Source organism: Mesorhizobium kamtschaticum, assembly GCF_056174585.1.
Genome location: NZ_CM149691.1, coordinates 2,644,512 through 2,670,728 on the forward strand (window position 1 = coordinate 2,644,512; position 26,217 = coordinate 2,670,728).

21 protein-coding genes and 3 pseudogenes are annotated in these 26,217 nt (G+C 63.5%); 17 read left to right on the forward strand and 7 right to left on the reverse strand.

Translation table 11 applies throughout. The features are described 5' to 3' along the window. Position 1: 1 nt before the first annotated feature. Both AC0V7N_RS12930 and AC0V7N_RS12935 read right to left on the reverse strand, forming a co-directional pair. Positions 2–802: an endonuclease/exonuclease/phosphatase family protein gene (locus tag AC0V7N_RS12930; protein WP_496627875.1), complete on the reverse strand. Its 801-nt coding sequence runs from the start codon at positions 800–802 to the stop codon at positions 2–4. Between the two features lie 145 nt (positions 803–947). After that, a complete protein-coding gene (locus tag AC0V7N_RS12935) occupies positions 948–2,411 on the reverse strand; it encodes a phospholipase D-like domain-containing protein (RefSeq protein WP_475458006.1) in 1,464 nt (487 codons plus the stop codon). 312 nt (positions 2,412–2,723) lie between these two features. Between AC0V7N_RS12935 and AC0V7N_RS12940 the strand changes: the two genes are divergently transcribed. From AC0V7N_RS12940 to AC0V7N_RS12975, 8 genes and pseudogenes are all read left to right on the forward strand, one after another. Next, positions 2,724–2,918, forward strand: coding sequence for a hypothetical protein (locus AC0V7N_RS12940; protein ID WP_475458008.1), 195 nt, complete (start codon positions 2,724–2,726; stop codon positions 2,916–2,918). Between the two features lie 253 nt (positions 2,919–3,171). After that, positions 3,172–4,173 carry a helix-turn-helix domain-containing protein gene (locus AC0V7N_RS12945; RefSeq protein WP_475458010.1) on the forward strand — a complete coding sequence of 334 codons (1,002 nt, stop codon included), beginning with the start codon at positions 3,172–3,174 and terminating at the stop codon, positions 4,171–4,173. An 18-nt stretch (positions 4,174–4,191) separates the two neighbouring features. Next, the gene (locus AC0V7N_RS12950; RefSeq protein WP_475458012.1) at positions 4,192–4,773 is read left to right on the forward strand and encodes an AraC family transcriptional regulator; all 582 of its coding nucleotides are present in this window, start codon (positions 4,192–4,194) and stop codon (positions 4,771–4,773) included. A 434-nt stretch (positions 4,774–5,207) separates the two neighbouring features. Next, positions 5,208–9,446 (forward strand): annotated as a pseudogene (locus AC0V7N_RS12955) (YadA-like family protein); the annotation flags it as partial. Between the two features lie 7 nt (positions 9,447–9,453). Further along, positions 9,454–10,014: an invasion associated locus B family protein gene (locus tag AC0V7N_RS12960; RefSeq protein WP_475458014.1), complete on the forward strand. Its 561-nt coding sequence runs from the start codon at positions 9,454–9,456 to the stop codon at positions 10,012–10,014. Between the two features lie 13 nt (positions 10,015–10,027). After that, positions 10,028–10,696 (forward strand): hypothetical protein, encoded by a 669-nt coding sequence (locus AC0V7N_RS12965; RefSeq protein ID WP_475458016.1) that lies wholly within the window; start codon positions 10,028–10,030, stop codon positions 10,694–10,696. 35 nt (positions 10,697–10,731) lie between these two features. Further along, positions 10,732–11,193 (forward strand): DUF4189 domain-containing protein, encoded by a 462-nt coding sequence (locus AC0V7N_RS12970; RefSeq protein WP_496627876.1) that lies wholly within the window; start codon positions 10,732–10,734, stop codon positions 11,191–11,193. Beyond that, positions 11,163–11,726, forward strand: coding sequence for an invasion associated locus B family protein (locus AC0V7N_RS12975; protein ID WP_475458021.1), 564 nt, complete (start codon positions 11,163–11,165; stop codon positions 11,724–11,726). The genes AC0V7N_RS12970 and AC0V7N_RS12975 overlap by 31 nt, the downstream gene beginning before the upstream one ends. Before the next feature lie 279 nt (positions 11,727–12,005). Here the strand turns inward: AC0V7N_RS12975 and AC0V7N_RS12980 are convergent, their stop codons facing one another. Beyond that, entirely contained in the window at positions 12,006–12,650 is a 645-nt protein-coding gene (locus AC0V7N_RS12980) for a GntR family transcriptional regulator (RefSeq protein ID WP_475460305.1), read from the reverse strand. Positions 12,651–12,990: 340 nt separating this feature from the next. Here AC0V7N_RS12980 and AC0V7N_RS12985 point away from each other — a divergent pair. The 8 genes and pseudogenes from AC0V7N_RS12985 (at position 12,991) to atzF (ending at position 21,334) form a co-directional block, all read left to right on the forward strand. Continuing rightward, positions 12,991–14,117 (forward strand): annotated as a pseudogene (locus AC0V7N_RS12985) (BMP family ABC transporter substrate-binding protein). 18 nt (positions 14,118–14,135) lie between these two features. Further along, positions 14,136–15,278, forward strand: a complete 1,143-nt coding sequence (locus tag AC0V7N_RS12990; protein WP_475458025.1) for an ABC transporter permease — start codon at positions 14,136–14,138, stop codon at positions 15,276–15,278. After that, entirely contained in the window at positions 15,278–16,204 is a 927-nt protein-coding gene (locus AC0V7N_RS12995; protein ID WP_258581780.1) for an ABC transporter permease, read from the forward strand. The genes AC0V7N_RS12990 and AC0V7N_RS12995 overlap by 1 nt, the downstream gene beginning before the upstream one ends. A gap of 28 nt (positions 16,205–16,232) precedes the next feature. After that, positions 16,233–16,934 carry a biuret amidohydrolase gene (biuH, locus tag AC0V7N_RS13000; protein ID WP_475458028.1) on the forward strand — a complete coding sequence of 234 codons (702 nt, stop codon included), beginning with the start codon at positions 16,233–16,235 and terminating at the stop codon, positions 16,932–16,934. A gap of 10 nt (positions 16,935–16,944) precedes the next feature. Beyond that, positions 16,945–18,467 (forward strand): annotated as a pseudogene (locus AC0V7N_RS13005) (ABC transporter ATP-binding protein). Continuing rightward, the gene (locus tag AC0V7N_RS13010) at positions 18,467–19,135 is read left to right on the forward strand and encodes a cysteine hydrolase family protein (RefSeq protein WP_475458030.1); all 669 of its coding nucleotides are present in this window, start codon (positions 18,467–18,469) and stop codon (positions 19,133–19,135) included. The pseudogene AC0V7N_RS13005 and the gene AC0V7N_RS13010 overlap by 1 nt, the downstream one beginning before the upstream one ends. Next, positions 19,128–19,478 carry a cupin domain-containing protein gene (locus AC0V7N_RS13015; RefSeq protein WP_475458032.1) on the forward strand — a complete coding sequence of 117 codons (351 nt, stop codon included), beginning with the start codon at positions 19,128–19,130 and terminating at the stop codon, positions 19,476–19,478. The genes AC0V7N_RS13010 and AC0V7N_RS13015 overlap by 8 nt, the downstream gene beginning before the upstream one ends. Further along, a complete protein-coding gene (atzF, locus tag AC0V7N_RS13020; protein WP_475458034.1) occupies positions 19,475–21,334 on the forward strand; it encodes an allophanate hydrolase in 1,860 nt (619 codons plus the stop codon). The genes AC0V7N_RS13015 and atzF overlap by 4 nt, the downstream gene beginning before the upstream one ends. A 101-nt stretch (positions 21,335–21,435) precedes the next feature. Here atzF and AC0V7N_RS13025 read toward each other — a convergent pair whose 3' ends face one another. Genes AC0V7N_RS13025 through AC0V7N_RS13035 form a run of 3 tightly spaced genes read right to left on the reverse strand, consistent with a single transcriptional unit; the run spans position 21,436 to position 23,554 of the window. Further along, on the reverse strand, positions 21,436–22,059 hold the full coding sequence (locus AC0V7N_RS13025) for an HD domain-containing protein (protein ID WP_475458036.1): 624 nt from the start codon (positions 22,057–22,059) through the stop codon (positions 21,436–21,438). A 23-nt stretch (positions 22,060–22,082) separates the two neighbouring features. Beyond that, positions 22,083–22,469: a Rieske (2Fe-2S) protein gene (locus AC0V7N_RS13030; protein ID WP_475458038.1), complete on the reverse strand. Its 387-nt coding sequence runs from the start codon at positions 22,467–22,469 to the stop codon at positions 22,083–22,085. Further along, positions 22,469–23,554: an amidohydrolase family protein gene (locus AC0V7N_RS13035; protein ID WP_475458040.1), complete on the reverse strand. Its 1,086-nt coding sequence runs from the start codon at positions 23,552–23,554 to the stop codon at positions 22,469–22,471. The genes AC0V7N_RS13030 and AC0V7N_RS13035 overlap by 1 nt, the downstream gene beginning before the upstream one ends. Positions 23,555–23,727: 173 nt before the next feature. Here AC0V7N_RS13035 and AC0V7N_RS13040 point away from each other — a divergent pair, with 173 nt between their 5' ends. Further along, entirely contained in the window at positions 23,728–24,573 is an 846-nt protein-coding gene (locus tag AC0V7N_RS13040; protein WP_258581789.1) for a LysR family transcriptional regulator, read from the forward strand. 39 nt (positions 24,574–24,612) lie between these two features. Here AC0V7N_RS13040 and AC0V7N_RS13045 read toward each other — a convergent pair whose 3' ends face one another. Continuing rightward, complete coding sequence (locus AC0V7N_RS13045; RefSeq protein ID WP_475458042.1) at positions 24,613–26,196, reverse strand: ABC transporter substrate-binding protein; 1,584 nt, start codon at positions 26,194–26,196, stop codon at positions 24,613–24,615. Positions 26,197–26,217 lie beyond the last annotated feature (21 nt).

Below are 26,217 nucleotides of genomic sequence, written 5' to 3' on the forward strand. Positions count from 1 at the left end.
GCTACAAGCGAACGAAGGCCGTCAGCGGCAGATGGTCGGAGGCAACGCGCGAAAGCGGCGTATCATGCGCTTCCACCGCTGTGATCATGCCGTGTCGGTTGGTCATGATCCTGTCGAGCGCCAGGAGCGGCAGGTTTGAGGGGAAGGTGGGGACTGCTGGCGGCTGCGGCCCAAACGTCGCATGCAGCGTATTGAGCGCCGAGCGGTTGCCGAGCCGCCATTCGTTGAGGTCGCCAAGCAGGAGCGTCGGCTTCTCGTCGGCGCTGCTCATGATGTCCAGCACGACGCGGGCCTGTTGCGAGCGCGAATGGCGCAGCAGACCGAGATGAGCGGCGATGACGCGCAAGGTCCGGTTTCCGTCGAGGTCGATCTCCGCCACCACCGCGCCGCGGGGTTCCAGGCCGGGAAGCCTGATCTGATGCACGTCGCGGACGACGCCCTTCTTGAACAGGAGGACATTGCCGTGCCAGCCATGGCCCTTGCCGGTGGCGGAAATCGGCACTGGCACCAGGCCGGTTTCCCGCTCGAGGCGGGGCAAGTCGAGAAGTCCGTCACGGTCGCCGAAGCGGTTGTCCGCTTCTTGCAGGGCGATGACGTCCGGATCGATTTCACGGATGACGCGGCTGGTCCGCTCGGGATCGAACTTGCGGTCGACGCCGATGCATTTGTGGACGTTGTAGGAAGCGACCAGCGTTCCGGTGGTAGCGGTCGCCTTGTGTGCAGCGGCGTTTGCCTTCTGCATCCGCCTGTCGCGAATGGACAAAAGCATGGTTGCGGGGAGGCTGCGTTCGTTCATCCGCACCGTGTGCCTGCCATGCCTGCTGGTCTCACCATGCACCTCAAATAGAGTCTTTGCGCTTATGTTCCATGGTTGACATCAAACTATCCGTCAAACACGTCGTTTTGTTAAAGATGGCGCCTGTTCTAGAGATAGGGTGAGAACCCATCTAGAGATAGGGCGATCCCAGCCACAGGATACGGTCGAACAGCCGGATGATGAACGGCCGGGCCCGCAAGGCGTCCAGCGTGACAGGGATAGCCGTTTCGATTGCTGATCCAATCCGGGCTTCGATCTCACGAGCAAAGCCTGCGTCGAGGACCTCCAGATCGATCTCGAAATTCAACCGCAGCGATCGGGCGTCGAGGTTGGACGAGCCGACATAGGCCCACACGCCGTCGATCGAAAGCAGCTTGGAATGGTCGAATGGCCCCTCCGTTCGCCATATGCGGCAATAGTTCTTGAGGATCTGGTCGAATTGCGCGGTCATGGCGCGGTCGACGAGGAAGAGATTGTTGACCGCGGGCACCACGACATCGATCTCGACGCCGCGCCGGGCGGCGGTGATCAAGGCGCTGATCAGTTCCCGGTCCGGCAGGAAATAGGGCGACATCAGGCGGATCGACTTGCGCGCGATCGAGAAGGCGCCGATCAGCAGTTTGTGGTTGGTCTCATTGCTGGCATCCGGCCCGGATGCGACCGCCCGTACCAGCATCGGCTGGCCGGCTGCCGGCGACAGCGGGGCAATTCGCCAGGCATCGCCCTTCAGCGCTTCGTTGGTGGAGAAACGCCAGTCTTCGGCAGCGACCGAGAACAGGTCGGCGACGACAGGTCCGGTGACCTTGAAATGCGTGTCCCTGGCACTGTTGGAGCCTGCAAACTCGGCGGAAAAACCCTTGCGGATGTTCATGCCGCCGGTAAAGGCGACGGTGCCGTCGACCACCAGGATTTTCCGGTGGGTTCTCAGGTTGGCGTAGGGCAGGCGCAAGCCCATGACGATGTTGCCGTTGAAGACATCGGCTGGGATGTTGGCGCGGCGCAGATGGCCGAGGATGCTGGGGACGGAGTAACGGGCGCCGACGGCGTCGATCAAGACCCGAACGGTGACTCCGCGCCCGACAGCGCCGGCCAGCGATTCGACGAAAAGCAGGCCGACGGCATCATTGTCGAAAATATAGGTTTCGAGCAGGACACTGCGTTCGGCCCCGTCGATCGCCGCGCACATGGCGGCATAGGCCTCGTCGCCGGTCTCCAGCACGTCGATGGTATTGCCCGGGTTGAGCGCGCGCCGCGCCACCCTGTCGCCCAACGTCCGCAGGCCGGTGAAGCGCTGACCGTAGCGCTCGACGATCAGGGCTTCCTCGGCGGTGATGTCGCGTTCATGCTTGGCGGACATCGCATCGCCGGCAAGCGGGCGCTGCGCGGTGATCGTGGCGCGGCGGATGCGGTTGATGCCGGCCACGGCATAGATCAGCACGCCAAGGATCGGTGACAGCACCATCACGCCGACCCAGCCGGTGGCGGCCCGCACATCCTCCTTGGTCATGACGGCGTGGGCGATGCCGACGGTCGCCATCACCACCGAGATGATCGCCAGGATTTGGGTCCAGTGAGTCGCAACAGTCTCGAACATTGCCGGGACTATCCAGCGAGCGGTCGCAGAAGGCAATGCGGACGCGCCTTCGGCGGAAGGCGGTCGCGGTCGGGTCAGCGCTTCGGCTGAAGGTGTCTGTTCCAGCAGGATTGAGCCGATGTAATTTCCCTGGAATCCCGCCTGGGAAAGCCAACATGACCCGAGGGAAAGCATAGAGCCGGCGTGGTCCGGCATCGTTCTTTGCTGCTTTGATCCCCGGGCTTCCTGTACTTTGGTGCCACATATATTGTATATCAGGAGGAATGAAATTAGCGATGTAACACTTTGATCGCAGGCGACGGGAGGCGCCAAATGATGACGTTCAACTTCGGGGGGCCTCCGATGGAGGGCGGCGACATATCGGCTCAATGCCAGGGCCAGTTGCGGCCTTTCGTCCGTGAAATCGTCCAGGCTGCGGTCGCTGCCGGCTGGAACCAGGACGATGTTCTCTTGGCTTTTGTGGAACTCACCTGGGATCTGTACGAAAAACGTCGCGGCGATTTGTAAAAGCCTGCCGCGACCCCGCCGATTCCGTGCTGCGGCGAATTTCAAACGCAGAAACCAGGCCATAGATATGCCGACGCCGGACAGTGCCGCAGTATCAGCACTCGATAAATAGCGCGAAAATGCGTGGCCGGTTCATACCGAATCCGACGAGCCAAACGCGCTCACCATCCGGGCAAAAAAGTATGCTCACCGCCTTGCTTCGTTGGCGATATTTTTTCTTTTTGTCCGAACACAAGTTTTTGTGTGAGTACGGATGTTCTTTCCTATCAGCGGCTTGTGCGTTACTGTGGTTTTGGGCAACGAGGGGCTAGGGGGATTTCAGGCGGCGGCTGAGGCAAGGCGAATGAAAAATGCGGACGAGGCTCGGGAAAGCGGCGTTTCCCGGGGCGTCGATCGGACAGCCCGATATGTCCTGGACATCATTCCGGAAAGTGCCGGCCCCAGACGCGCTACGGCGCGCGGCAGCGTCATCCATTCCGTCCGCGGTCCTGGGTCGCAGACATTCCTGGCCAGGGAGCATTCCACGGGAATTGTGCTGAGGCCGGGACGCAAATTCAGAGCCTCGCTCGGCAGTGACAGGATCACCGAATATGATGCTCCGGTCGGATGCCTGGTCATCAATCCCGCGGGCGTCGACAGCACGCTTGCCTGGTCGCAAACCAGGGAAAACGCCGTCATTTCCATATCGCCAGAAGCGCTGTCGGAACTGGCTGCTCACGAGTTCGATGTCACCGATACAGAGCTCGAACCGCCTGCGTTCGGCACGGTTGATCTGAGGGCTCTCGATATAGCCCGGATGATCACTGCCGAGCTGACAGGGACGCTGCCTCCGAACGAACTTTATCTGGACTCGCTGCTGACGGTGTTCGGCGTGCATCTGCTGCGCACCTACACGGGCCGCAGCAAGCAGGCCTTGACGCCCAAAGGCGGGCTCTCCGCCGTTGGCGCTCGGCGCGTGCGCGAATATCTCGACGAGAACTTTGTGCGAAAAGTCATGGTCGCTGAACTCGCTTCCGTCGCGGGGGTTTCACCCAACCATTTCATCGCAAGGTTCGCCAGGACGTTCGGGATGCCGCCGCATCGCTACCTGATCAATCTGCGCCTGGACTTGGCGGAAAGGCTGCTCGTCGACGGCGAGCTCGCAATTGCCGAAGTCGCCTACCTCGCCGGGTTTTCGGATCAGAGTCATCTGGCCGCCACCATGAAGAAGTACAGAGGAAGGACGCCGACCGGCTATGCTCCAGTCAAGACCTGAAAGCGCTGATATGGCAACGTGGCCACACTCGTCGACCAGATTTCAAAAGACCGGAATTTCCTACAAAGGTTCCGGTATTTTCCAAAATACGCGGGTCGTGACTGTGCCCATCCTTGGCGCGAGTCATCATCAGGTGCGCTTTGGTGCTTCAGCATTTGGAAGCGGGGATCGTCCACGGACATGCAGTGCGCGGCAGTCAATAGCTTTGCTTCAAAGGCCGAAGCGGCGATGCGACAACCGGCGCTGAACGTAAAAGGCGGGCTTTCGGCCCGCAGCGCCCGCCGTGTGCAGGAATTCCTCTATGAGAACTTTACGCGCAAGCTGGCGCTTGCCGAGATGGCTGCGGTTTGCGGGCTTTCACCCTATCACTTCATGCGGGCCTTCTCCAGGACGTTCGGGATGCCGCCGCATCAGTACGTCCTCGATCTGCGGCTGGACTTCGCCGAAAGGCTGCTTGCCGACAGCCGCATGGCGATCGCCGATATCGCCAATCTGGCCGGGTTTTCAAGCCAGAGCCATTTTACCACCGTCATGAAGAAATACCGGCAGGTGACGCCATTGCAGGCGCGGGTGGGCAAGTTTAACTCGAAGATTAGATGAGACGACGCTTGCTGCATTATCTTATTACTTGGTTCTAAAGCCAGGGCTAAGGTAACGAGCCGTTAACCTCCGTCTTGTTGCTCCGGTTTTTTCTCACGACACAGCAATTTCGTGAAATACTGCAAGCAGGAATCATGTCTTCCTGCTGGGGATTGGAATTGTCAGACGATTCCATGCCGGCCAGCGGAGAGGGAACCATGACCGACAATCGCATTTCGAGCGGCCCGTTTGTTCAGCGTCGGACAGTGCATTTCGCCAGACACTGGATTGCTGGCGCCGATCATGGCTCCCGCTCGGCTCGCCGCCGCCTGATGGCGGTTCTGCGCATGGCCCATCGCGTGCTCGGCATGCGCCGCAGGGGGCATGGGCTTGGCATGCTCGGCGTTGGGGCATCTGTCAGCGCAGTTCTGAGGCCGGCGGCCGCGTTCGCCATTGTTGTGGCCGCGACCTCCGTCGCGGGCGCGGCCACTGTTACGCTTGGCGGGGCGACCACCGGCGGCGCTGGTTCGCAAGTTGGCATCGGAACCGGCGCCCAGGCAGTCGCGACCGGCACCGGCGGCTCTCCGATCGCCATCGGCAACAATGCCAATGCGAGCGGACCCGCGCCCGCCGGCTTTACGTTCGAAGCGGTCGCGATTGGCAATGCGGCGACCGCCACGGGGGCTTGGTCCACCAGCGTTGGGACGACCGCTTCCGCGACGGGAACCGGCGCCAGCGCCTTCGGTACATCAGCCAACGCGTCGGGCAACCAGTCCACGGCGGTCGGAAATGGAGCGGCGGCCTCAAACCTCGAAGCGACGGCGGTCGGCTACATCGCCAAAGCGTCGGGACAATACTCGGTGGCTCTCGGCTGGAATGCGGCGGCTTCCGGCACGGGCGGCGCGATGGCGCTGGGCGCCGGCACGGTCTCAAGTGGCGTCAATTCAGTCGCGCTCGGCGTCAACGCCAGTGCCACCGGGGCGGGCTCAAGCGCGCTGGGCACGTTCGCCGTCGCTTCGGGAGGAAACGCCACCGCTGTCGGTGTCAGCTCCACGGCTAGCGCCAACTATTCGTTCGCCGCGGGCTGGTCATCCAATGCCAGCCAGCTCAGGGCGAGCGCGATGGGCTATCAGGCCATCGCGAGCGCAGTGGATGCCATCGCCGTGGGCACCAATGCCAAGGCAGACTCGGCCGAGGCGGTCGCGATGGGCACGAATGCGGTGGCGACCGGTGGCAAGGCCGTCTCCATCGGCTCCGGCAACACCGCCTACGGCAACGGCGCTGTCTCCATCGGCGATCCGAGCTATGCCAGCGGCACGGGTGCGTTCACCGGCGGCGCCAACAACATCGCCAACAGCGACGGCACGGCAACCGCCACCGCCGCCAACCAGGCCAACGGTGCCGTTGCCATCGGCAACAACAACAAGGCGATCGGACAGGGCTCCGTGGCGCTGGGCAACGGCTCGACGGCGGGTGCTTCGGGTCTCGCCGGCAATGTCGCGCTCGGCAATGGCGCGACGGCGGCGGCAAGCTCCGGCGACGTGGCGCTGGGCTCTGGTTCGGTGACGGTCGCAGCGGTCGGCACGCCCAATGCGGTGATCAACGGCACGACCTATGCTTTCCAGGGCACCAATCCGACCTCGACGGTCAGCATCGGCGCGCCCGGTGCGGAACGCACGCTCACCAATCTGGCGGCGGGGCGGATCAGCTTGACGTCGACCGACGCGGTCAACGGCTCGCAGCTCTTTGCCACCAACCAGGCGGTCAACGCCATCGGCACGACGCTGACCAACATCAACGGCGGCGGCGGCATCAAGTATTTCCACGCCAACTCGACCTTGCCGGATTCGCAGGCCCTTGGAACGAATTCCGTCGCGGTCGGACCCAACGCCGTGGCCAACAATGCCGGTGACGTGGCGATCGGCCTGAATTCCGCATCCGGCACCACGACGGCGGTGGGCGGCACGACGATCGGCGGCGTGAACTACACCTTCGCCGGCACCACGCCTGCCGGAGCGTTCTCTGTCGGTTCGGTGGGAGCCGAACGCCAGATTCAGAATGTCGCGGCCGGACAGTTGAGTGGAAGCTCGACCGACGCGGTCAACGGCTCGCAGTTGTTCGCCACCAACCAGCAGGTGACGCAGAACACCACCGATATCGCCGCTAACACCGTCGACATCACCAATCTCGGCAACACGATCACAAACATCAACGGCGGCGGCGGCATCAAGTATTTCCACGCCAACTCGACCTTGCCGGATTCTCAGGCCCTTGGAACGAATTCCGTCGCGGTCGGACCGAATGCCGTGGCCAACAATGCCGGTGACGTGGCGATCGGCCTGAATTCTACGTCGGGCACAACCACCGCGGTTGGCGGCGCGACGATCGGCGGCGTGAACTACACCTTCGCCGGCACCACGCCGGCCGGCGCCTTCTCGGTCGGCTCGGCTGGAGCCGAGCGCCAGATCCAGAATGTCGCGGCAGGACAGTTGAACGGCGGCTCGACCGACGCGGTCAACGGCTCGCAGCTCTTCGCCACCAACCAGCAGGTGACGCAGAACACGACTGACATCGCCGCCAACACTGCCGACATCACCAATCTCGGCAACTCGATCACCACCATCGGCGGTGACGTCACCAATCTTGGCAACACGATCAGCAACATCGCCGGCGCTACCTCGACCGCCTATACCGACGCCAATGGCGTGGGCATCCGCTACGCCCGCACCAACGAGACCGGGTTGGCGCAAACTGATTCCTTCGCGCAAGGGATCGGCTCCACCGCCGTCGGCTACCAGGCGACCGCGACCGGCGTCAGCGGTCTGGCGCTCGGCCGCGACAGCCAGGCCAGCATCGATGGCAGCGTCGCCCTTGGTTCCGACTCGGTTTCCGATCGCGCCTTGGCGCCGGCCACCGGCCAGATCGCCGCCGGTCCGTCCAACTTCATCCAGTACAACACGACCGACAAGACGCTGCTCGGCGCCGTTTCGGTCGGCACGGACACGTCCTACCGGCAGATCACCAATGTCGCCGACGGCACGCAGGATCAGGATGCGGTGACGGTGCGCCAGCTCGCCGGCGCCATCGCCTCGGTCTCGTCGACGTCGACCAAGTATTTCCATGCCAATTCTACGGCCGGCGACTCGCTCGCGGTCGGGGCGGAATCGGTCGCGGTCGGCCCGACGACGGTCGTCAACGGCGACAATGGCGTCGGCATCGGCAATGGCGCCATCGTCGACCAGACCGCACCCGGCGGCACGGCCATCGGCCAGAACGCCCACGTCATGCTGGCCGACGGCCTGGCGCTCGGCACCAATTCGCTGGCGTCCGGCATCCAGTCGGTGGCGCTCGGCGCCGGCGCTCAAAGCACTTTCATCAACAGCGTCGCGCTGGGCGCGCAGTCCGTCACCACGGTCGGCGCCCAGACCGGCTACACGGCCTTTGCCCTCACCGCCCCGCAGACCTCGGTCGGCGAGGTGTCGATCGGCTCAGCTGGGGCCGAACGCAAGCTCACCAATGTCGCGGCGGGCTCGGCCGATACCGATGCCGTCAATGTCTCCCAGCTTAAGGGCGTATCGCAGAACGTCGCCAACCTGTTCGGCGGCGGCACCACGGTCAATCCCGACGGCTCGATCACCGGACCGACCTACACCATCCAGGGCAACAATTATACGACCGTCTCTGACGGCTTCACCGCGGTCGACAATGCGCTCACCAACATCACCAATGGCGGCGGCATCAAGTATTTCCACGCCAATTCGACGCTGGCCGACTCCACCGCCAGCGGCACCGACAGCGTCGCGATCGGACCGGCGAGCGTGGCCAGCGGCACCAACAGCCTCGCCGCCGGCAATGGCTCGACGGCCACGGGCCAAGGCGCGGTGGCGCTCGGCCAGGGCGCCAAGGCCAATAATGCCAATGATGTGGCGTTGGGTTCGGGCTCGGTGACGCAGACCGCGGTCGGCACGTCCAGCACCGTCATCAACGGCAAGACCTACACCTTTGCCGGGACCACTCCGGTCGGAACCGTCAGCGTCGGTGCTGCCGGCGCCGAGCGGACGATCACCAATGTCGCCGCCGGGCAGATCAACGCCAACAGCACCGATGCGATAAACGGCTCGCAGCTCTACGCCACCAACACGTCGGTCGAGGATTTGAAATCGGGCCTCGGATCACTCACCCAGAATGCGGTGACCTATGACACTCAGGGCGGCAACAAGACGAACACCATCACGCTGCAGGGCGGCGACGTCAACGCGCCGGTTGTCATCTCCAATGTCGGTCCCGGCGTTGCCGGGACCGATGCGGTCAACGTCAACCAGCTGAACCAGGGGCTGGCCACGAGCATCAACACGTCCAACACCTATACCGACAAGGTGGCGGCCACGACCTTGCAACAGGCCAACGACTACACCGACCAGAAGCTCAGCCAGCTCAATACGGACATCGGCGGAATCCGCGACGAAGCCAGGCAGGCGGCGGCAATCGGGCTCGCCGCGGCCTCGCTGCGCTACGATGACCGGCCCGGAAAGCTGAGCGTCGCGGCGGGCGGCGGCTTCTGGCGGGACGCGAGCGCCTTCGCCTTCGGTGCGGGCTACACCAGCGAGGACGGCCGCATCCGCGGCAATGTGTCGGGCACGGCCGCGGGCGGAAATGTCGGCGTCGGCGCCGGCCTCAGCTTCACCTTGAACTGAGGCAGGAATGAAAGGACTTGCCGCACTGACTTGCCTGGCGCTCTGCGGCGGCCTCGCGCCGGCCGCAGGACAGGTTTCCGCACCGTACAGGATCAAGCCGTCGGATGTGGTGCTGCCGCCCGATGTGAAACTGGGAACCTATCAGCGCACCATCCGTCCGTTCGAGAATTGGACTCTGATCTGCGACGAGAACCTCAAGGCCCGCAAGAAGGTCTGCAATGTCTCGCAGGTGATCGAGGACGCGTCGGGCAAGATGGCCTTCAGCTGGTCGCTTGCCGCCACGCAGGACGGCAAGCCGTACATGATCCTGCGCACCGCGCCCAACGCCAGGAGCGACGGGCTGGTGTCGCTGAAGTTCGACGGGCTGGGCCAGGCGATCGACGTTCACCTGAACGGCTGCAACGAAATGGTCTGTGTCGGCATGTTGCCGGTCGGGCCTGTCATGCGCCAACAGATCTCGAAGAACGCGACGCCGGCGATCTCCTACCCGACCGTCGACGGCAAGACGATCACCGTGACCGCAGCAACACTCAAGGGGCTGACGGCGGCCCTTTCGCCAGTCAAATAACCGGGGCAGCACAATGAGCCAGCAGGACCAGTTCATATCCGCAAAACGCAGCAGCCCGACCGTCGAGGCGGATCGACAAAGGCTCGTCGAACCGACGCGGCGGCGCTGGCCACGTGTCGTCGGATTCTCGCTGTTGGGGCTTGTCGTGGCGGGCCTCGGCTTCGCCGCCGGCAACTACGCCGCGATCGCCAACCTGGTCGGCAGCGCGACGGCCGCGCAGCCCGAGGCAGCCAACCCGGCGCTTCCCGACACGCCTTTCCTCGAGCATGTCAAGCAAGCCGGTGTGCAAGCCTGTTCGACCGTCTATCCGGTGCTCGGACAGATTTTGACGACCGGCACGAAATACAGCGTCAAATCACTGTGGAACGACCAGGCCGCCGACAAGCATGCCGTCCAGGCTTTTGTCGGCATGGACTATGCGACGGAACACTATAGCGGGCCTGCCGCCGGCGTCGTTTTCGCATCGCCGACCGCTTCGGGGTGCGAGGGGGCGATGGTGCGGGTGGCGCCATTCGCCAGCCCGTGCGCCGACATCCCGTCCATCCTTCCGCAGGGCAGCAAGATCACCGACCATCTTGGCCAGGTCGAGGTGTACGAGCTCGGCGGCAATGCCGGTGAAGCCCTTCTCCTGCCGACGGGCAAAAGCTGCGTGGTGATCTCCGTCGCTTCGGCGGCGAAGTAGGCGAGCGAACGGGATCAAGGAAAGGGGTGCCGACCATGAAATTGCAGGCATTGGCAGTTTTGGGCTTGACCTTGTTGTGGAGCGGACAAGTCGTCTCGGCCGACCTGGTGGCGCCGCCGGAGCCGCAGCAGGAGGAAAAAGGCATCTGGGCGGCCATCGCCTATTCGCAGGCCGATAGCAAATACGGCTTCTTCTGGGGCGCCGACAAGCGGCAGGAGGCCAAGGACATCGCGCAGAAATATTGCGAGAACGCGGGCGGAAAGGCTTGCAACGTCGTCGCCGTCTTCCGCAACCATCGCCATTGGAATGATGACGACGAGACCGGCTTTCCCTACAAGCACTGCGGTGCGCTCGCCCTGGCCGACAAGGTCGAGAACCGTTTCACGCCCTGGGGCGTGAACTCGGCCGAGACCCGCCGGGAGGCCGAAGACCTCGCTTTGCAGGCCTGCCAGGCGTCGGGTAGCAAATGCAAGGTCCGCGAGTGGGTCTGCACATGAAACGTGGCCTCAAGGCCGCCTGCGCCTGCGGAGCGATTGCATTTTCATTGATGTCGCCCGCATCGGCACAGCAACAGGTGGCAGCTGTTCCAGACGGGCCGTCATCACTGCGCGAAGTCTATCAGGACTGGAGCGTGGCTTGCTCTGTCCAGGAGAATGCGAGGGTCTGCTCGCTTTCGCAGGACCAGGTCCAGAAGAACGGCCAAAGGCTCCTCGCCGTGGAGATACAGAGACGCGCGGACGGGTCGACGATGGCTACCTTGCTTCTGCCCTTCGGCATCTTGCTCGATTCCGGCGTGGCGCTTCAGATCGACGATCAGCCGCCCTTGTCCCCGCAGCGTTTCAGAACCTGCCTGCCAACGGGTTGCATCGCGGTCTTTGCCATCGATCGGCCGACACTTGGAAAGCTGAGGGGAGGCGAGGTGCTGAAGCTCAATGTCACGACAGACGCCGAGACGCCACTGACATTCCCGGTGTCGTTGCACGGCCTGACCGCGGCGCTCGACCGCATGGTCGCGCTGAGCGCACGGTGACGAGAAGGGCGGCTGCCTTCGATGCCAGCCGCCGCCGGGTCTCGTGGAACGTTGGCGTGCCGAGGTCGTTTAGTCCCGGTGCCACCGCCAGCGGATCGTGATGATGATGAAGAAGACCTACGTCAAACCCACGCTTGTGAAACGCGAGAAATTGACCCAGCGCACGGCACAAATCGTGGCATCCGGGGTCATATTGGGCGAGTAATCGCGTCTCCTGCCGCTATGGCTATTTTTCCCGCATCGCACGGGGCTCCGGCCCTGAAGGCGAGCCGGAGGTCCTCATGGGTGTTGTGGCTCGGCCCTCGATTGGTCGCCAACGATAAACGCCGTGCTGGCTTCGCTGACGATTGACACGTGATCCTTGGCCGCCTTGCCTGCGGCAGCGGCATCGCCGCGCAGGATCGCCGTAACAATGGCGTCATGCTCCTGCCAGGATTTGGCCAGCCGACCAGCCAGCCTGAACTGGGCGCGGCGGAAGGGGGCGAGGCGACTGCGCGTCGTCGCGGTCAGCTCCTGGATGTGCGTGCTGTGGGCGCCGCGATAGAGCCTGCTGTGGAACTCGGTGTTGAAATATTCATAGTCTTCCTCGGCACCCAGCCGCACCAGCCGCGCCGAGGCCTGATGCTCGGTCTCGAGCGCGCGGCGCTCGCTGCCGGTCATGCGCTCGGCGCAGAAGCGCGCGCATATGCCTTCGAGCTCGGCCATGCTTTCGAACATCGAGGTGAGATGTTCCTGGGTGACGACGGCGACGATGGCGCCCCTGTTGGGCCGCCTTTCGACGAGGCCCATGGCGCTGAGCTGGCCGAGCGCCTCGCGCACCGGCGTGCGTGACACCTCGAAGCGGGCGGCAAGCGAGACCTCATCGAGTTTTTCGCCCGGACGCAGCACGCCGGTGACGATGCGGTCGCCGATCGCCCGCACCATCTGGTCGACGGTCGTGCCCGACCGGATCAACCCGCGCTTTGCCGACAAAACGACTTCCCCTCCCGTGCTTCGGTGTTCCCGAGTCCCTGAAATCAGCGGCCGAACGGAGCGATCCGACTCAGGCCACACCCTCTATGCCTATGTTTTAATCGGCTTGTCAAATTGGCTATCTTGAAGGCAAAAAGTGTATGCAATTGCCTTTTGATTGTGCAATGCAAAAGACATTGTTTGCTGATTTTGTTATATAAATTTAAGTTTTTGAACTGGCACAGCGATTGCATGCACTTTCTTGAGAAGGCGTTAACCGACCCGGAAAGGGTCCTATAGGGGAGCATAAGAGATGACCGACCGATTCATGCTTAGTCGCCGCCAGCTGCTCAAGACCTCCGCCGCCGGAGCGGCACTCGGGCTTGCCTCCGCGGCCTTTCCCGTCAGCAGGGCATTTGCCGCCGCTGTCACCGTCGGCTTCATCTATGTCGGGCCGAAGGACGACTATGGCTACAACCAGGCGCATGCCGAAGGGGCGGCGACGCTGAAGGGCATCGAGGGCATCACCGTCGTCGAGGAGGAGAACGTGCCGGAGACGGTCGATGTCCAGAAGACGATGGAATCGATGATCAACCTCGACGGCGCCTCGCTGATCTTCCCGACCTCGTTCGGCTATTTCGATCCCCACATGCTGGCCATTTGCGCGAAATTCCCCGACGTGCAGTTCCGCCATTGCGGCGGCATGTGGACAAGGCCAAGCATCCGATGAATGCCGGCTCCTATTTCGGCTATATCGGCATGGGCCAGTATCTCAATGGCGTCGTCGCCGGCCACACCTCGAAGACCAAGAAGCTCGGCTTCGTCGCCGCCAAGCCAATCCCGCAGGTGCTGCTCAACATCAATTCCTTCCTGCTCGGCGCGCGCTCGGTCGATCCGACCATCACTTGCCAGGTCATCTTCACCGGCGAGTGGTCGCTGGCGGTCAAGGAAGCGGAAGCCACCAATGCGCTGGTCGACCAGGGCGCCGATGTCATCACTTGCCATGTCGACAGCCCGAAAGTGGTGGTCGAGACGGCGGCCGGGCGCGGCGCCTTCGTCTGCGGCTACCATGCCAACCAGAGCCCGCTGGCGCCGGAAAAATACCTGACCGGCGCCGAATGGAACTGGGCCAAGGTCTACAAGATGTTCGTCGACGATCTCGTCGCCGGCACGCCGCTGCCCAATTTCACCCGCGGCGGCCTGGCCGACGGTTTCGTCAAGATGAGCCCGCTCGGTCCCGCCGTCGGCGAACCGGCGCGCAAGCAGTTCGACGCCACTTTGGCCGAAATGATGAAGGGCGGCTTCGCCGTCATCAAGGGTCCGCTGAAGAGCAACAAGGGCGCTGTCGTCGCCACCGCCGGCCAGGCCTTCGTCGAAACCGCCATCGAACTCGAAAGCATGGACTATCTGGTCGAGGGCGTCGTCGGCTCGACCGCGTGATCTGAGGGGGGCGGGGCGATGACGGATACGGTGACAGGAGCCGGTGTGCCGGCACTATTCGGCGCCAGGTTCTATCCGGCGGCGCTGGAATGGATCGCGCGGCGGGCGGAGGCTTTCGTCATTCCGCTCGTGGCGCTGGTCGTCGGCATGGCGCTGTTCAGCCTGTTCATTGCGCTTGTCGGCAAGTCGCCGATCCTGCTCTACGAGACGATGTGGCGGGGTGGCTTCGGCTCCTGGTTCTCCATCCAGAACTCGCTGTCACGGGCCGCACCGCTGCTTCTGGCGGCACTCTGCGTGGCGCTGCCGGCGCGGCTCGGCCTCGTCGTCATCGGCGGCGAGGGCGCCATCGTGCTCGGCGGTGTCGCCGCCGCGGCCACCGGCGTGGCGCTCAGCGGCGCGCCTTCCCCAATCGTCATTCTTGCCATGGGCGTGGCGGGCATGGCCGCCGGCGGCATCTGGATCGGTGCCGTCGGCGCGCTGCGCCACTACCGGGCCGTCAACGAAACCATCTCCAGCCTGCTGATGGCCTACATCGCCATCGCGCTGATGAACCAGCTGGTGGAAGGGCCGCTGCGCGACCCGGCTTCGCTCAACAAGCCGTCGACGCAGCCGCTGGCGGAGATCTACCGCATCGGCAACATTCCGGGCATGGACGTGCATTGGGGGCTGATGGTCGGCGTCGTTGCCTGCATCCTCTCCTGGGTGCTCATCGAAAAGACCCGCTGGGGTTTCGCCGCGCGCATCGCCGGCGGCAATGTGCGGGCCGCGCAGGTGCAGGGGCTGGCTGTCGGGCCACTCATCGTCGGCTTCACCGCGCTGGCCGGCGGCTTTGCCGGGCTTGCCGGCATGCTCGAGGTCGCCGCCGTGCAAGGCAGCGCCAATGCCTCGCTCGCCGCCGGCTACGGCTATACCGGCATCCTCGTCGCCTTCCTGGCCCGCCACAACCCGCTGGCCATCATCCCGGTCGCCATACTGCTCGGCGGCATCGACGCCTCCGGCGGGCTGATCCAGCGCCGCATGGACCTGCCCGACGCCACCGTGCTGGTGCTACAAGGCATGATCTTCATTGTCATCCTGTTCAGCGAAACCTTTTACGGCCGCTTCAAGGCCTTCAATCCCGATCTTTGGAAGCGACCCGATCTTGTGCGGGGGACTGCCTGATGGATGCGACAGAGATCGGCCTCTGGGGCGTGCCGCTGGCCATTCTGGGCGGCGCCATCCGTGTGTCGACGCCGTTCATCTTCGTCTCGCTGGGCGAGGCGATCACCGAGCGGTCCGGCCGCATCAATCTGGGGCTCGAGGGTACGCTCGTGTTCGGCGCCATGACCGCCTATGCGGTGGCGGTGATGACCAACTCGCCCTGGCTCGGCCTGCTCGCCGCGGCCTTCGCCGGCTTGTGCTTCGGCCTGTTCCACGGCTGGATCTGCAAATTCCCCAAGGTGAACGACATCGCCATCGGCATCGCGCTGATGCTGTTCGGCTCGGGCCTCGCCTTCTTCTTCGGCAAGCCGTTCATCAAGCCGAAGGCGCCCAATCTGCCGGCCATCCCGTTCGGCGGCTGGTCCGACATTCCGCAGGTGCAGGCGGCGCTCGACGTCAATGTGCTGTTCCTGATCGGCGCCGTGCTGTCGGTCATCCTGTGGTGGGCCTTCCGCAACACGCGCGCCGGGCTGATCGTGCGCGTCGTCGGCGACAGTTCGGATGCCGCGCGCGCCATGGGCCTCAACCCCGATACGGTGCGGCTGCTCGCCACCGGTGTCGGCGGCGCGCTGGCCGGCATCGGTGGCGCCTATCTGTCGCTCTACTATCCCGGCAGCTGGACCGAACGCATCTCGTCGGGCCAGGGCCTGATGGCGGTGGCGCTGGTCATCTTCGCGCGCTGGAACCCACTCGGCTGCTTTGCCGCTGCCCTTCTGTTCGGCGGGGCAGGGGCGCTCGGGCCGGCGCTGCAATCGGTCGGCGTCACGCAAGGCTACTATCTGTTCTACGCCGCTCCCTACATCCTCACCCTCATCATCATGATCGCCACCTCGTCGCCGACACGCTCGCTTGCGGGCGCGCCGGGCGAATTGTCGATCACCAAATGACTGGCACCAAATGACTGGAGTTTTGCCTATGAACGCCAGAGCCGAAATCACCCAGCACACGATCGACGCCGAGCCCTATCCGTGGCCCTATAATGGTGATCTGCGGCCTGACAACACGGCGCTGATCATCATCGATATGCAGACCGATTTCTGCGGGCCGGGCGGCTATGTCGACCATATGGGCTACGATCTGTCGCTGGTGCGGGCGCCGATCGAACCGATCAAGGCGGTGCTGTCGGCGATGCGGGCCAAGGGCTACACCATCATCCACACACGCGAGGGACATCGGCCCGATCTCGCCGACCTGCCGGCCAACAAGCGCTGGCGTTCGCGCCGCATCAATGCCGGCATTGGTGACCCCGGTCCGTGCGGGCGCATCCTTGTGCGTGGCGAGCCGGGCTGGGACATCATCCCCGACCTCTACCCGATCGAGGGCGAGCCGATCATCGACAAGCCGGGCAAGGGCTCGTTCTGCGCCACCGATCTGGAGCTGATCCTCAGCCAGCGCGGCATCCAGAATATCGTGCTGACGGGCATCACCACGGATGTCTGCGTGCACACCACCATGCGCGAGGCCAATGACCGCGGCTATGAATGCATGATGCTGGAAGATTGCTGCGGGGCGACCGATTACGGCAACCATCTGGCGGCGATCAAGATGATCAAGATGCAGGGCGGCGTCTTCGGCACGGTGTCGAATTCGAAGGCGCTTGTCGCGCAGCTGCCGTGAGGAGGCCACGATGATCGACAAAAAAGCGGTTGGCGTCGAAACCATCGGCATGACCATGCGTTTCGGCGGCTTCACGGCGCTGGACGCCGTGTCGGTGAAAGTGCCGGCGGGCTCCTTCCACGCACTGCTCGGCGAGAACGGCGCCGGCAAGTCGACGCTGGTCAAATGCATGATGGGTTTTTACCACCCGACCTCCGGCGACATCCTGGTCGATGGCCGCGAGGTGGCGATCGCCAGTCCGCGCGACGCCTCGGCGCTCGGGCTCGGCATGGTCTACCAGCACTTTACCCTCGTGCCGTCGCTGACGGGGGCTGAGAACCTCGTCATCTCGCGCGAAAAGGTTCCCGGCATCATCGACTGGCGCAAGGAGCGTGGCGATCTCGCCGTGTTCATGGAACGCATGCCGTTCAAGCTGCCGCTCGACGTCAAGGTGGCGGAACTCGCGGCCGGCGAGAAGCAGAAGCTCGAAATCATCAAGCAGCTCTATCTCGGCCGCTCCTTCCTGGTGCTGGACGAGCCGACCTCGGTGCTGACGCCTGGCGAGGCGCAGGAGGTGCTGGGCCTGGTGCGCGACATGACCAAGGCGGGCGACCTGACCGTGCTGATGATCTCGCATAAATTCCATGAGGTCACCGCCTTCGCCGATGATGTCAGCGTGCTGCGCAAGGGCAAGCTGACGGGAACCGGCCGCGTCGCCGATCTCGACCACAAGGCGATGGCGGCGATGATGATCGGCGACCAGCCGATCGCCGCGCTCGACAGCCGTGCGGCGCCGAAACCCGACGCCGAGATCGTGCTCAAGGTCAAATCGCTGAAGGCGCCGGACAGGACCGGGCTGAAATCGATCCGCATCGAGGATCTCGGCGTGCGTTCGGGCGAGATCGTCGGCATTGCCGGCATTTCCGGCAACGGCCAGAAGGAATTCCTCGAAGTTCTGGCCGGCCAGCGTCCGCGCGACGGCGGCGAGGTGCTGGTTCGCGGTTCCGCCTACGCGGCGACGCGGGCCGAGGCGCGCGCGCTCAATGTGCGGCTCATTCCCGAAGAGCCGCTGAAGAATGCCTGCGCGCCGAAAATGACGGTGGCCGAGAACATCTCTTTCGCACCTTCGACATGGACGGCAACGGCAGACCGGTGAGCTGGATCAGCACCAGTGCCATCCGTGCCTTCAGCGCCAGGCTGGTCGACCAGTTCAAGGTCAAGACCGCCTCGCTGTCCTCGCCCATCGCCTCGCTGTCGGGCGGCAATGTGCAGCGCGCGGTGCTGGCGCGCGAGCTGACCGGCGAGGTCGATCTGCTGATCGTCTCCAACCCCTGCTTCGGCCTCGATTTCTCGGCGGTGGCCGAAATCCGCGCCCGCATCATGAAGGCGCGCAATGCCGGTGCCGCCGTGCTGCTAATGTCAGAGGATCTCGACGAGCTCTTGGAACTGTCGGACCGCATCTTCGTCATGTCGGACGGCGCGCTGGTCTATGAAACGCCGATCGCCGGGGCGAGCGTGCAGACCATCGGCGAGCATATGGCAGGACATCACTGATGGCCGAAATCGATGCGCAGCCGTTCGCGTTTGCGTTCAAGCCCGACACGATGGCGCTGGTCGTCATCGACATGCAGCGCGACTTCGCCGAACTGGGCGGCTTCGGCGCCAGCCTGGGCAACGATGTCAGTCGTGTCACGGCCATCGTGCCGACGGTGAAGAAGCTGATCGAGGGGTTCCGCGCCGCCGGCCTGCCGGTGATCCACACCATGGAGTGCCACCGCGCCGACCTCTCCGACCTGCCGCCGGCCAAGCGCAATCGCGGCAATCCATCGATCCGCATCGGCGATGTCGGGCCGATGGGTCGGGTGCTGATCGTCGGCGAGCCGGGTACGGCGATCCTCGACGAACTCAAGCCGCTGCCGGGCGAAATCGTCATCGAGAAGCCCGGCAAGGGCGCCTTCTATGCGACCAGCTTCGGTGACGAGCTGAAGCGGCTCGGCGCGCAGCAACTGGTTTTCGCCGGCGTCACCACCGAAGTCTGCGTGCAGACGACGATGCGCGAGGCCAATGATCGTGGCTACGAATGCCTGCTCGCCGAAGACGCGACGGAAAGCTATTTTCCCGAGTTCAAGGCGGCCGCCATCGCCATGATCCGGGCGCAAGGCGCCATCGTCGGTTGGACGGCAACGACCGACCAGGTTCTGCAGGGACTTGCCAATGGCTAATCTGAGTTTTGCCGGCCTCATCGATGGCGGCTGGCGCGAGCTGGCATTCGAGCCTTTTCGCGACGGCATCACGGTGCACTGGCTGCTCAAGGGCGGACCGGTCGAACCGTCGGTCGCCATCCTCGACTACCGGCCCGGCGCCGGCGTGCCGCGCCATCGCCATGTCGGGCTGGAAACCATCGTCGTGCTTGAGGGCACGCAGAGCGACGAGAATGGCGATTATCCCTCCGGCAGCGTCATCCTGAATCCGGTCGGCACCGAGCATTCGGTGTGGACGAAGGACGGCTGCGTCGTGCTGATCCAGTGGGACCTGCCGGTGATCATTCTGGGAGAGGCCACATGAGCGAAATCCGCTTCGACATCGGCAGTCTGCACACGGCCTATGCCGGCGGTGTCGCCGTCGCCGACATGATCGATGCCGTGCATGAGCGCATCGCGGCGGCCGACGATCCCGGCATCTTCATTCATCTCGCCGCCAAGGCGGACATGCTGGCGCAGGCGCAAGAGCTCGGACCGTTCGATCCGGTGGGTAAGCCGCTGTGGGGCGTGCCGTTCGCGGTCAAGGACAACATCGACGTTGCCGGCATGCCGACCACCGCCGCCTGCGCCGAATATGCCTATACGCCTGACAAGGACGCCACCGTGGTCGCGAGGCTGAAGGCCGCCGGTGCGCTGGTGGTCGGCAAGACCAATCTCGATCAGTTCGCGACCGGACTGGTCGGCGTGCGCACGCCCTATCCGATCCCGAGGAACGCCATCGATGCCAGCCTGGTGCCGGGCGGCTCCTCGTCTGGGTCTGCGGTGGCGACGGCGCGTGGCATCGTCTCCTTCGCGCTTGGCACCGATACGGCCGGGTCCGGCCGCATCCCCGCCGGCCTCAACAACATCGTCGGGCTGAAGCCGACGGTCGGCGCGCTGTCGGCCGTCGGCGTGGTGCCGGCCTGTCGCACGCTCGACTGCATCTCGGTGTTCGCGCTCACCGTCGACGACGCCTATGCGGTGTTCGCTTTCGCGGCCGCCAAGGATGCCGCTGATGCTTATTCGCGAACCGTGAAGGTGCCGGCGCTTGCCGCGCGGCCGCCGGTGCTGAGCGTCGGCGTGCCGGCAAAGGCGGACCTGCAATTCTTCGGCGATGCCTCGATGCAGGCCGGCTTCGAGGCGGCTCTTGGCCTTCTGGAAAAGCTCGGCTGCCGGCTGGTGGAAATCCGGTTCGGCGATTTCTACGCCACCGCCAATCTTCTCTACGAAGGCGCCTGGGTGGCCGAACGTTACGCCGCGATCCGCGACTTCATGGACGCCAACGAAGCGGCGATGCATCCGGTAACGCGAAAGATCATCGGTGGCGCTCGCGGCCTGTCGGCGGCCGACGCTTTCAAGGGCCTCTATGCGCTGCAGGCCTATAAGGCGAAGCTCGCGCCGGTCATCGCTTCGGTCGACCTGTTCTGCGTGCCGACCGCGCCGACGCATTATGCGCTCGACGCCGTGCTCGCCGATCCAATCACCACCAACAGCCGGCTCGGCACCTACACCAATTTCGTCAATCTGCTCGACATGTGCGGCATCGCCGTGCCGACCGGCAAGCGCGACGACGGGCTGCCGATGAGCGTGACGTTGCTGGCCATGGCGGGCAGGGATTGGCTGACCGCTGCTCTTGCTCGCGATATCCACGCGGCGAGCGGCCTTGTCCTCGGTGCAACCGGCTGGCCGCAGCCCAGCCTGCAGCCGGCGACCGCCGCGCCCTGCGATGGTTTGATCGACCTGGTGGTGGTCGGCGCGCATCTGTCTGGCATGCCGCTCAACGGCCAGCTCAGCCAGCTCGGTGCACAGTTCCTGCGCGCGACCAGGACGGCCGCCTCCTACAGGCTCTATGCGCTGGCCGGCCAGTCTGTGCCCAAGCCCGGCTTGATCAGGGTTGCCGACGGCGGCACGCGGATCGACGTCGAGATCTGGCGGCTCGAGCCGGAGGCCTTCGGCCGTTTCGTCGACGGTATTCCGGCACCGCTCGGCATCGGCACGATCGAACTCGACGACGGCGCCCCGGCCAAGGGTTTTCTGGTCGAAACCGCTGGCTTGGACGGTGCCCTCGACATCTCCTCATTCGGCGGCTGGCGCCGCTTCGTCGCACGCAGCAAAGACATGGCCGACCAAAGCGATCAGCGGCGGAACTGGCCCGCCGGCGTCCCGATCACCGCCGCCTAGCGCGCCTTTCGGCTTCGCCGCTATGGCGGAGCGATTTGAGCCCAACGGAATAGCTGCATCGGTTGGACTTCGGTGCCGGGCAAGACAACCGCCAATGTGTCCTACATTGCCGATCGCGCCAACGCGACACTCTCGTCCGACATAGGAACACGCACACCGGTCCTGATGACTGCGGAACCATAGCTCTTGCGAGCGAACACCTCTTTCACCAGCGGCGCGAAGAATTCCAGCGGCCTGGTCGGATAATCGGGATCGAAGCTGGACTGGTCCCATTTCTCGCAGAATTCGGCGCAATCGTCGAAATAGGCGCTGTCCCGGAAGGCCTCGCGTTTGTGCGGATTTGCGCCGACATGCTCGCCGTAATAGAGCAGCTGGAAATCACCGTGCTTCTCGACCACCCAGGCACATTGCTCGCGCACGAACGGCCGGATGATGGCGGCGGCGTATTCATCGTGGTTGTAAGGCGCGTAGATATCGCCGATGTCGTGCAGCAGCGCCGACACCACCCAGTCGATGTCGGCGCCGGCATTCCAGGCCCGCGTCGCGGCCTGCAGCGAATGGCCAAGCCGCGTGACTTTGTAGCCGGACAGGGATTTGTCGAGTTCGACCATGGCCGCCAGCAGCCGGTCGGCCGTGCCGGCGGCGTATTCGATCTCATGGTCGGTCAGGAAAGCATAATCCTCGCGGTCGCCATCCTTCATCTGCGTGAATTTCACGGTTTCCACTGTCGTCACCTTCCGTTCGCCGCCTACCGGCCCAGTTCGAGATAGAGGTCTTCGCCGACGACCTCGACCGGAAATGTCCGCGCCTTGAGCCTGTCATCGACGAGGCATTTTCCCGACCTGATCTCGAATTCCCAACCATGCCAGGCACAGCGAACGATCTCGCCTGAGCGCTCATAGACGAATTCCGCCCGGTCGGTCGGCCTGGTGGTTCCGCATACCGGCCCTTCGCAAAGCCGGCCTGCGCGGTGCGGGCAAATGTTGAGCAAGGCGGCATAGCCGTCGTCGAGCTGGAATATGCCGATGCTCACGCGGCCGAAGGCGACGATCCTGGGTTGCCCGATCGCGACCTCGTCAACCTTGCAGGCAAAGGTGCGGCCCCGGACTGGTGCGGCTGCTGCCGTGGCCGCCATCACGCGACCCTCGCGCTGGCGGCGGGTGCCTCGATGCGCTTGTAGACCTCGAGCGCATTCAGCCCCATCACCTTGTCGCGCCAGGCCGGCGGGATGTGGATGTTGGTCGGCGCGTCGAAGTCCCAGTGCGGATAGTCGGAGGCGAAAAGCAGCGTGTTCTGGCCATCCATGTGCTCCAGCGTTTCCCAGAGATGGCGGACGTTTTGCGGCTGTTCGAGCGGCTGGGTGCTGAAGCGGATGTTGCGGCGGCAATATTCCGACGGCAGCATTTTCAACCACGGCGTCTCCTTGCGCAGCGCCTTGAAGTTGGCATCGAGCCGCCACATCAGCGATGGCACCCAGGACACGCCGCATTCGATGACGACGAAATAGAGGTCGGGATATTTCTCGAACACGCCGTTGGAGATCATGCTCACGACATGGGTCATAGCCGGCTGGCTGAGCAGCGCATGCGTTTCCCAGTAATAGGTCGTCGGGCCGCTGGCGATGGCATTGTGATTGACGCCGCCCTGGCCGCCGAAATGGATGGCGAAGGGCAATCCGACTTCGGTGCAGGCCTCGAAGATTGGATGATAGAACGGATCGCCGTAAGGGCGTTGCGAGCCGTGGCTGGCCAGCACCTGAACGATGTCCTTGTGGGCGCCGAGACGGCGGATCTCGGCAGCGGCGCCGTGCGGGTCGGTCGGCGAAATGATGATCGATCCCTTGAAGCGCCGGTCCTTCGGCAGCCACCAGTCGATCATGTAGTCGTTGTAGGCTTTCACCAGCGCGTTGGCGTAGTGGTAGTTGGCCAGCGTCGAGGCTTCCAGCGGCTCGTCGGCGGTGAGGATTGCCACGTCGATGTCATAGAGATCGAGGTGTTTCTCCTTCATGATCAGATAATTGTCCTCCTCGGTCCGCGGCTTGATGTCGTGCCGCGAGAATCCCTCAGGATGCAGCCATGGGCGGTGGCCGTGCGGAAAGCTTCCCGCCGGACCCGGCTTTTCGCCGCGAACCAGGAAGTCGCGCCAATAGGGTTCGAGATAGGGAAGCAGGACCTCGGCGCTGGACCAGTAATTGTGGACGTCGGTGTCGACGATGAACATGGATGGATGACCTGCCGTGGCGGATGTTTGAAAGGTGCTGCAAATCTGCGCCTGAAGGCGATATCCGGCAACGCAACCCGGCATGTGGTGTTAATCGAAGATTCCGATTAGCCATTGTCGGGCCTGGCCAAAAAGCGGTAGCCATTGCGAAGCGTTTGCGCTGGGTGGCCGAGATGCAGATCGAACTGCTCGACACGTTCCTGGACCTGATCGAGACCCGCAACTTCAACCGTACGGCGGAGCGGCTGGGCATCACCCAGTCGACCGTTTCGAGCCGCATCCGTTCGCTGGAAACGCTGCTCGACAAGCAGCTGTTCATCCGCGGCAAGAGCGGCACCGAGCCGACCGTCGCCGGCATCCGCTTCGAGGACCATGCGCGCGCCGTCAAGCTCAGATGGCTCGATGCCCGCCGCGAGATCCAGTCGGTCGGCAAGTTCGACCAACTCATCCGCATCGGCATCCAGTTCGAGCTCTACGAGCGCGTGCTGGAGGGGTGGCTCGAATGGGTGCGGACGACGCTGCCCAAACTGGCGATCTACGTCGAGATCGACTATTCCAACCAGATGATCCTGGATCTGACGACCGGCAGCCTCGATCTGGCGGTGCTCTACTCGCCGCAACATCTTCCCGACATGCATTACGAGCAGATCGCCGAAGAGAATTTCGTCATGGTGTCGACGCGCGGTGTCGCGTTCGACGCGGTCACGCCGGCGGACTATATCCGCGCCAACTATTCCGCCTTCTTCAATCGCGCCCACAGGCAGATGCTGCCGGAGCTGGAAAACGTACCGGTGTCGACCGGAAATGGCGGCGCCGTCGCCTACCTCCTGCGAAGCCGGGGCGGCACTGCCTTCGTCACCGAAACGGTGGCGACGAAATTGCGGCAGGAGGGGGTTGCGCAGCTGGTTGCCGATGCGCCGAAGATCTCACATCCGATCTATTCGGCCGTGCATGTCCGACACCACCATTCCCACACGCATCTGCGCCTGCTCAAGGCGCTCAAGCAGATGACGGCATAGTTCAATCGCCGCGTTAGAGATCGACGGCACGTCGCTCGACTAGGACTTCATCCAACAGCGTATCAAGGCTGAGCCGCCGGACATTTCGTAATTTGGATCGTCGACCCAGCCCTCTACATTCGGACCCGTTGCGTCGATGTAATCGTTGAACATGGGGATGACGGCCCCGCCATCGTTCCTGACGATGGATCCCATGTCAGCGTATAGTTTCTTACGCTTTTCAGTGTCCAGTTCCGAGCGGGCCTGATTGAGCATCTTGTCAAAATCGTCGCGAAAGAATCGGGTTTCGTTCCAATCGGCCTTGGAATAATATCCCGTTGTGTACATGAGATCCTGCGTTGGTCGCCCACCCCAATAAGAAGCGCAAAATGGCTGTTTGTTCCACACCTCCGACCAGTAGCCGTCTCCAGGTTCGCGCTTGATATCCAGCTTGATGCCCGCCCTGGAAGCACTCTGCTGATAAAGCTGCGCCGCATCGACCGCGCCGGGAAACGCGACCTCGGAGGTTCGCAGAAGGATCGAGCCGCTGTGTCCGGATTTCTTGTAATGGAAGGCGGCTTTGTCCGGGTCAAATGACCTTTGCTCGGCGGGCGTGTAGAGCGGGTAGGTTGCGTTTATCGGGCTGTCATTCCCGACACTGCCGTAGCCGTTCAGAATTTTCTTGACCATTTCATCACGGTCAACCGCGTATTTAAGCGCCAGCCTGAGGTCATTGTTGTCAAAGGGCGCCGTGTCGCAGTGCGCGACGAACAGGTAATGTCCCCTTCCTGCAACGGTACGGATCGTGACGCCGGGTACCCGCTTGACCAGCTCAACGATCTTCGGCTCGACACGATTGATTATGTTGACCTGGCCACCCTGAAGCGCGGCGGTGCGAGCCGTTGTGTCATTGATCACAATGATCTCGACCGAGCCGGCATGGCCTACATCGTCGTTCCAGTATCCAGAAAACTTCTCTGCAGCATGCCGCACACCCGGCTGGTTGGTCGAAATCTTGTACGGCCCGGTTCCTATTCCTGCCGCTGGATTGTCCTTGCCGCCATTTGGTTGGATCGCCAGATGATAGTCCGCCAGGATGTAGGGCAGATCAGCGTCGCCATCTTTCAAACCTATGACAACGCTGTCGCCATCAGCTTTGATCGTCTCGATCCCGCGCATCAAACCAAGGGCGCCCGACTTCGATTTTGCGTCGGAATGTCGCTCGATCGTCGCTACGACGTCAGCGGGCGTTAGCTTCCTTCCATCGTGAAAGGATACGTCTTTTCTTATTCTAAACGTCCAGGTCCTGGCATCTTTCGACGAGCTCACTTGATCCGCGAGTTTCATTGCGATCGAACCGTCCGGGCTGACGTCGACCAGAGCCTCACCCCAAGCCCGTCCGAATGTCAGAGGCACCTGGCTCGCCCAAGTCGCGGGGTCGAGGCTGTCCGTCGATTCGCCGCCGACCATGCCCGCCTTCAACGTGCCTCCCTTCGCCGGAGTTGCAGCTTGGACCGCGCCAACGAGCAGGTTTTGCGCCAATGCGGCGCTGATCCCCAATGTTGCAGCCCGTCCAAGAAACTCCCTCCGGCTCAGCCTGCCCCGGACCACGGCCCTTGCCATAGCTTCGAATTCGTCCGGCATTTTTTTCTCCCCTTTTTTGCG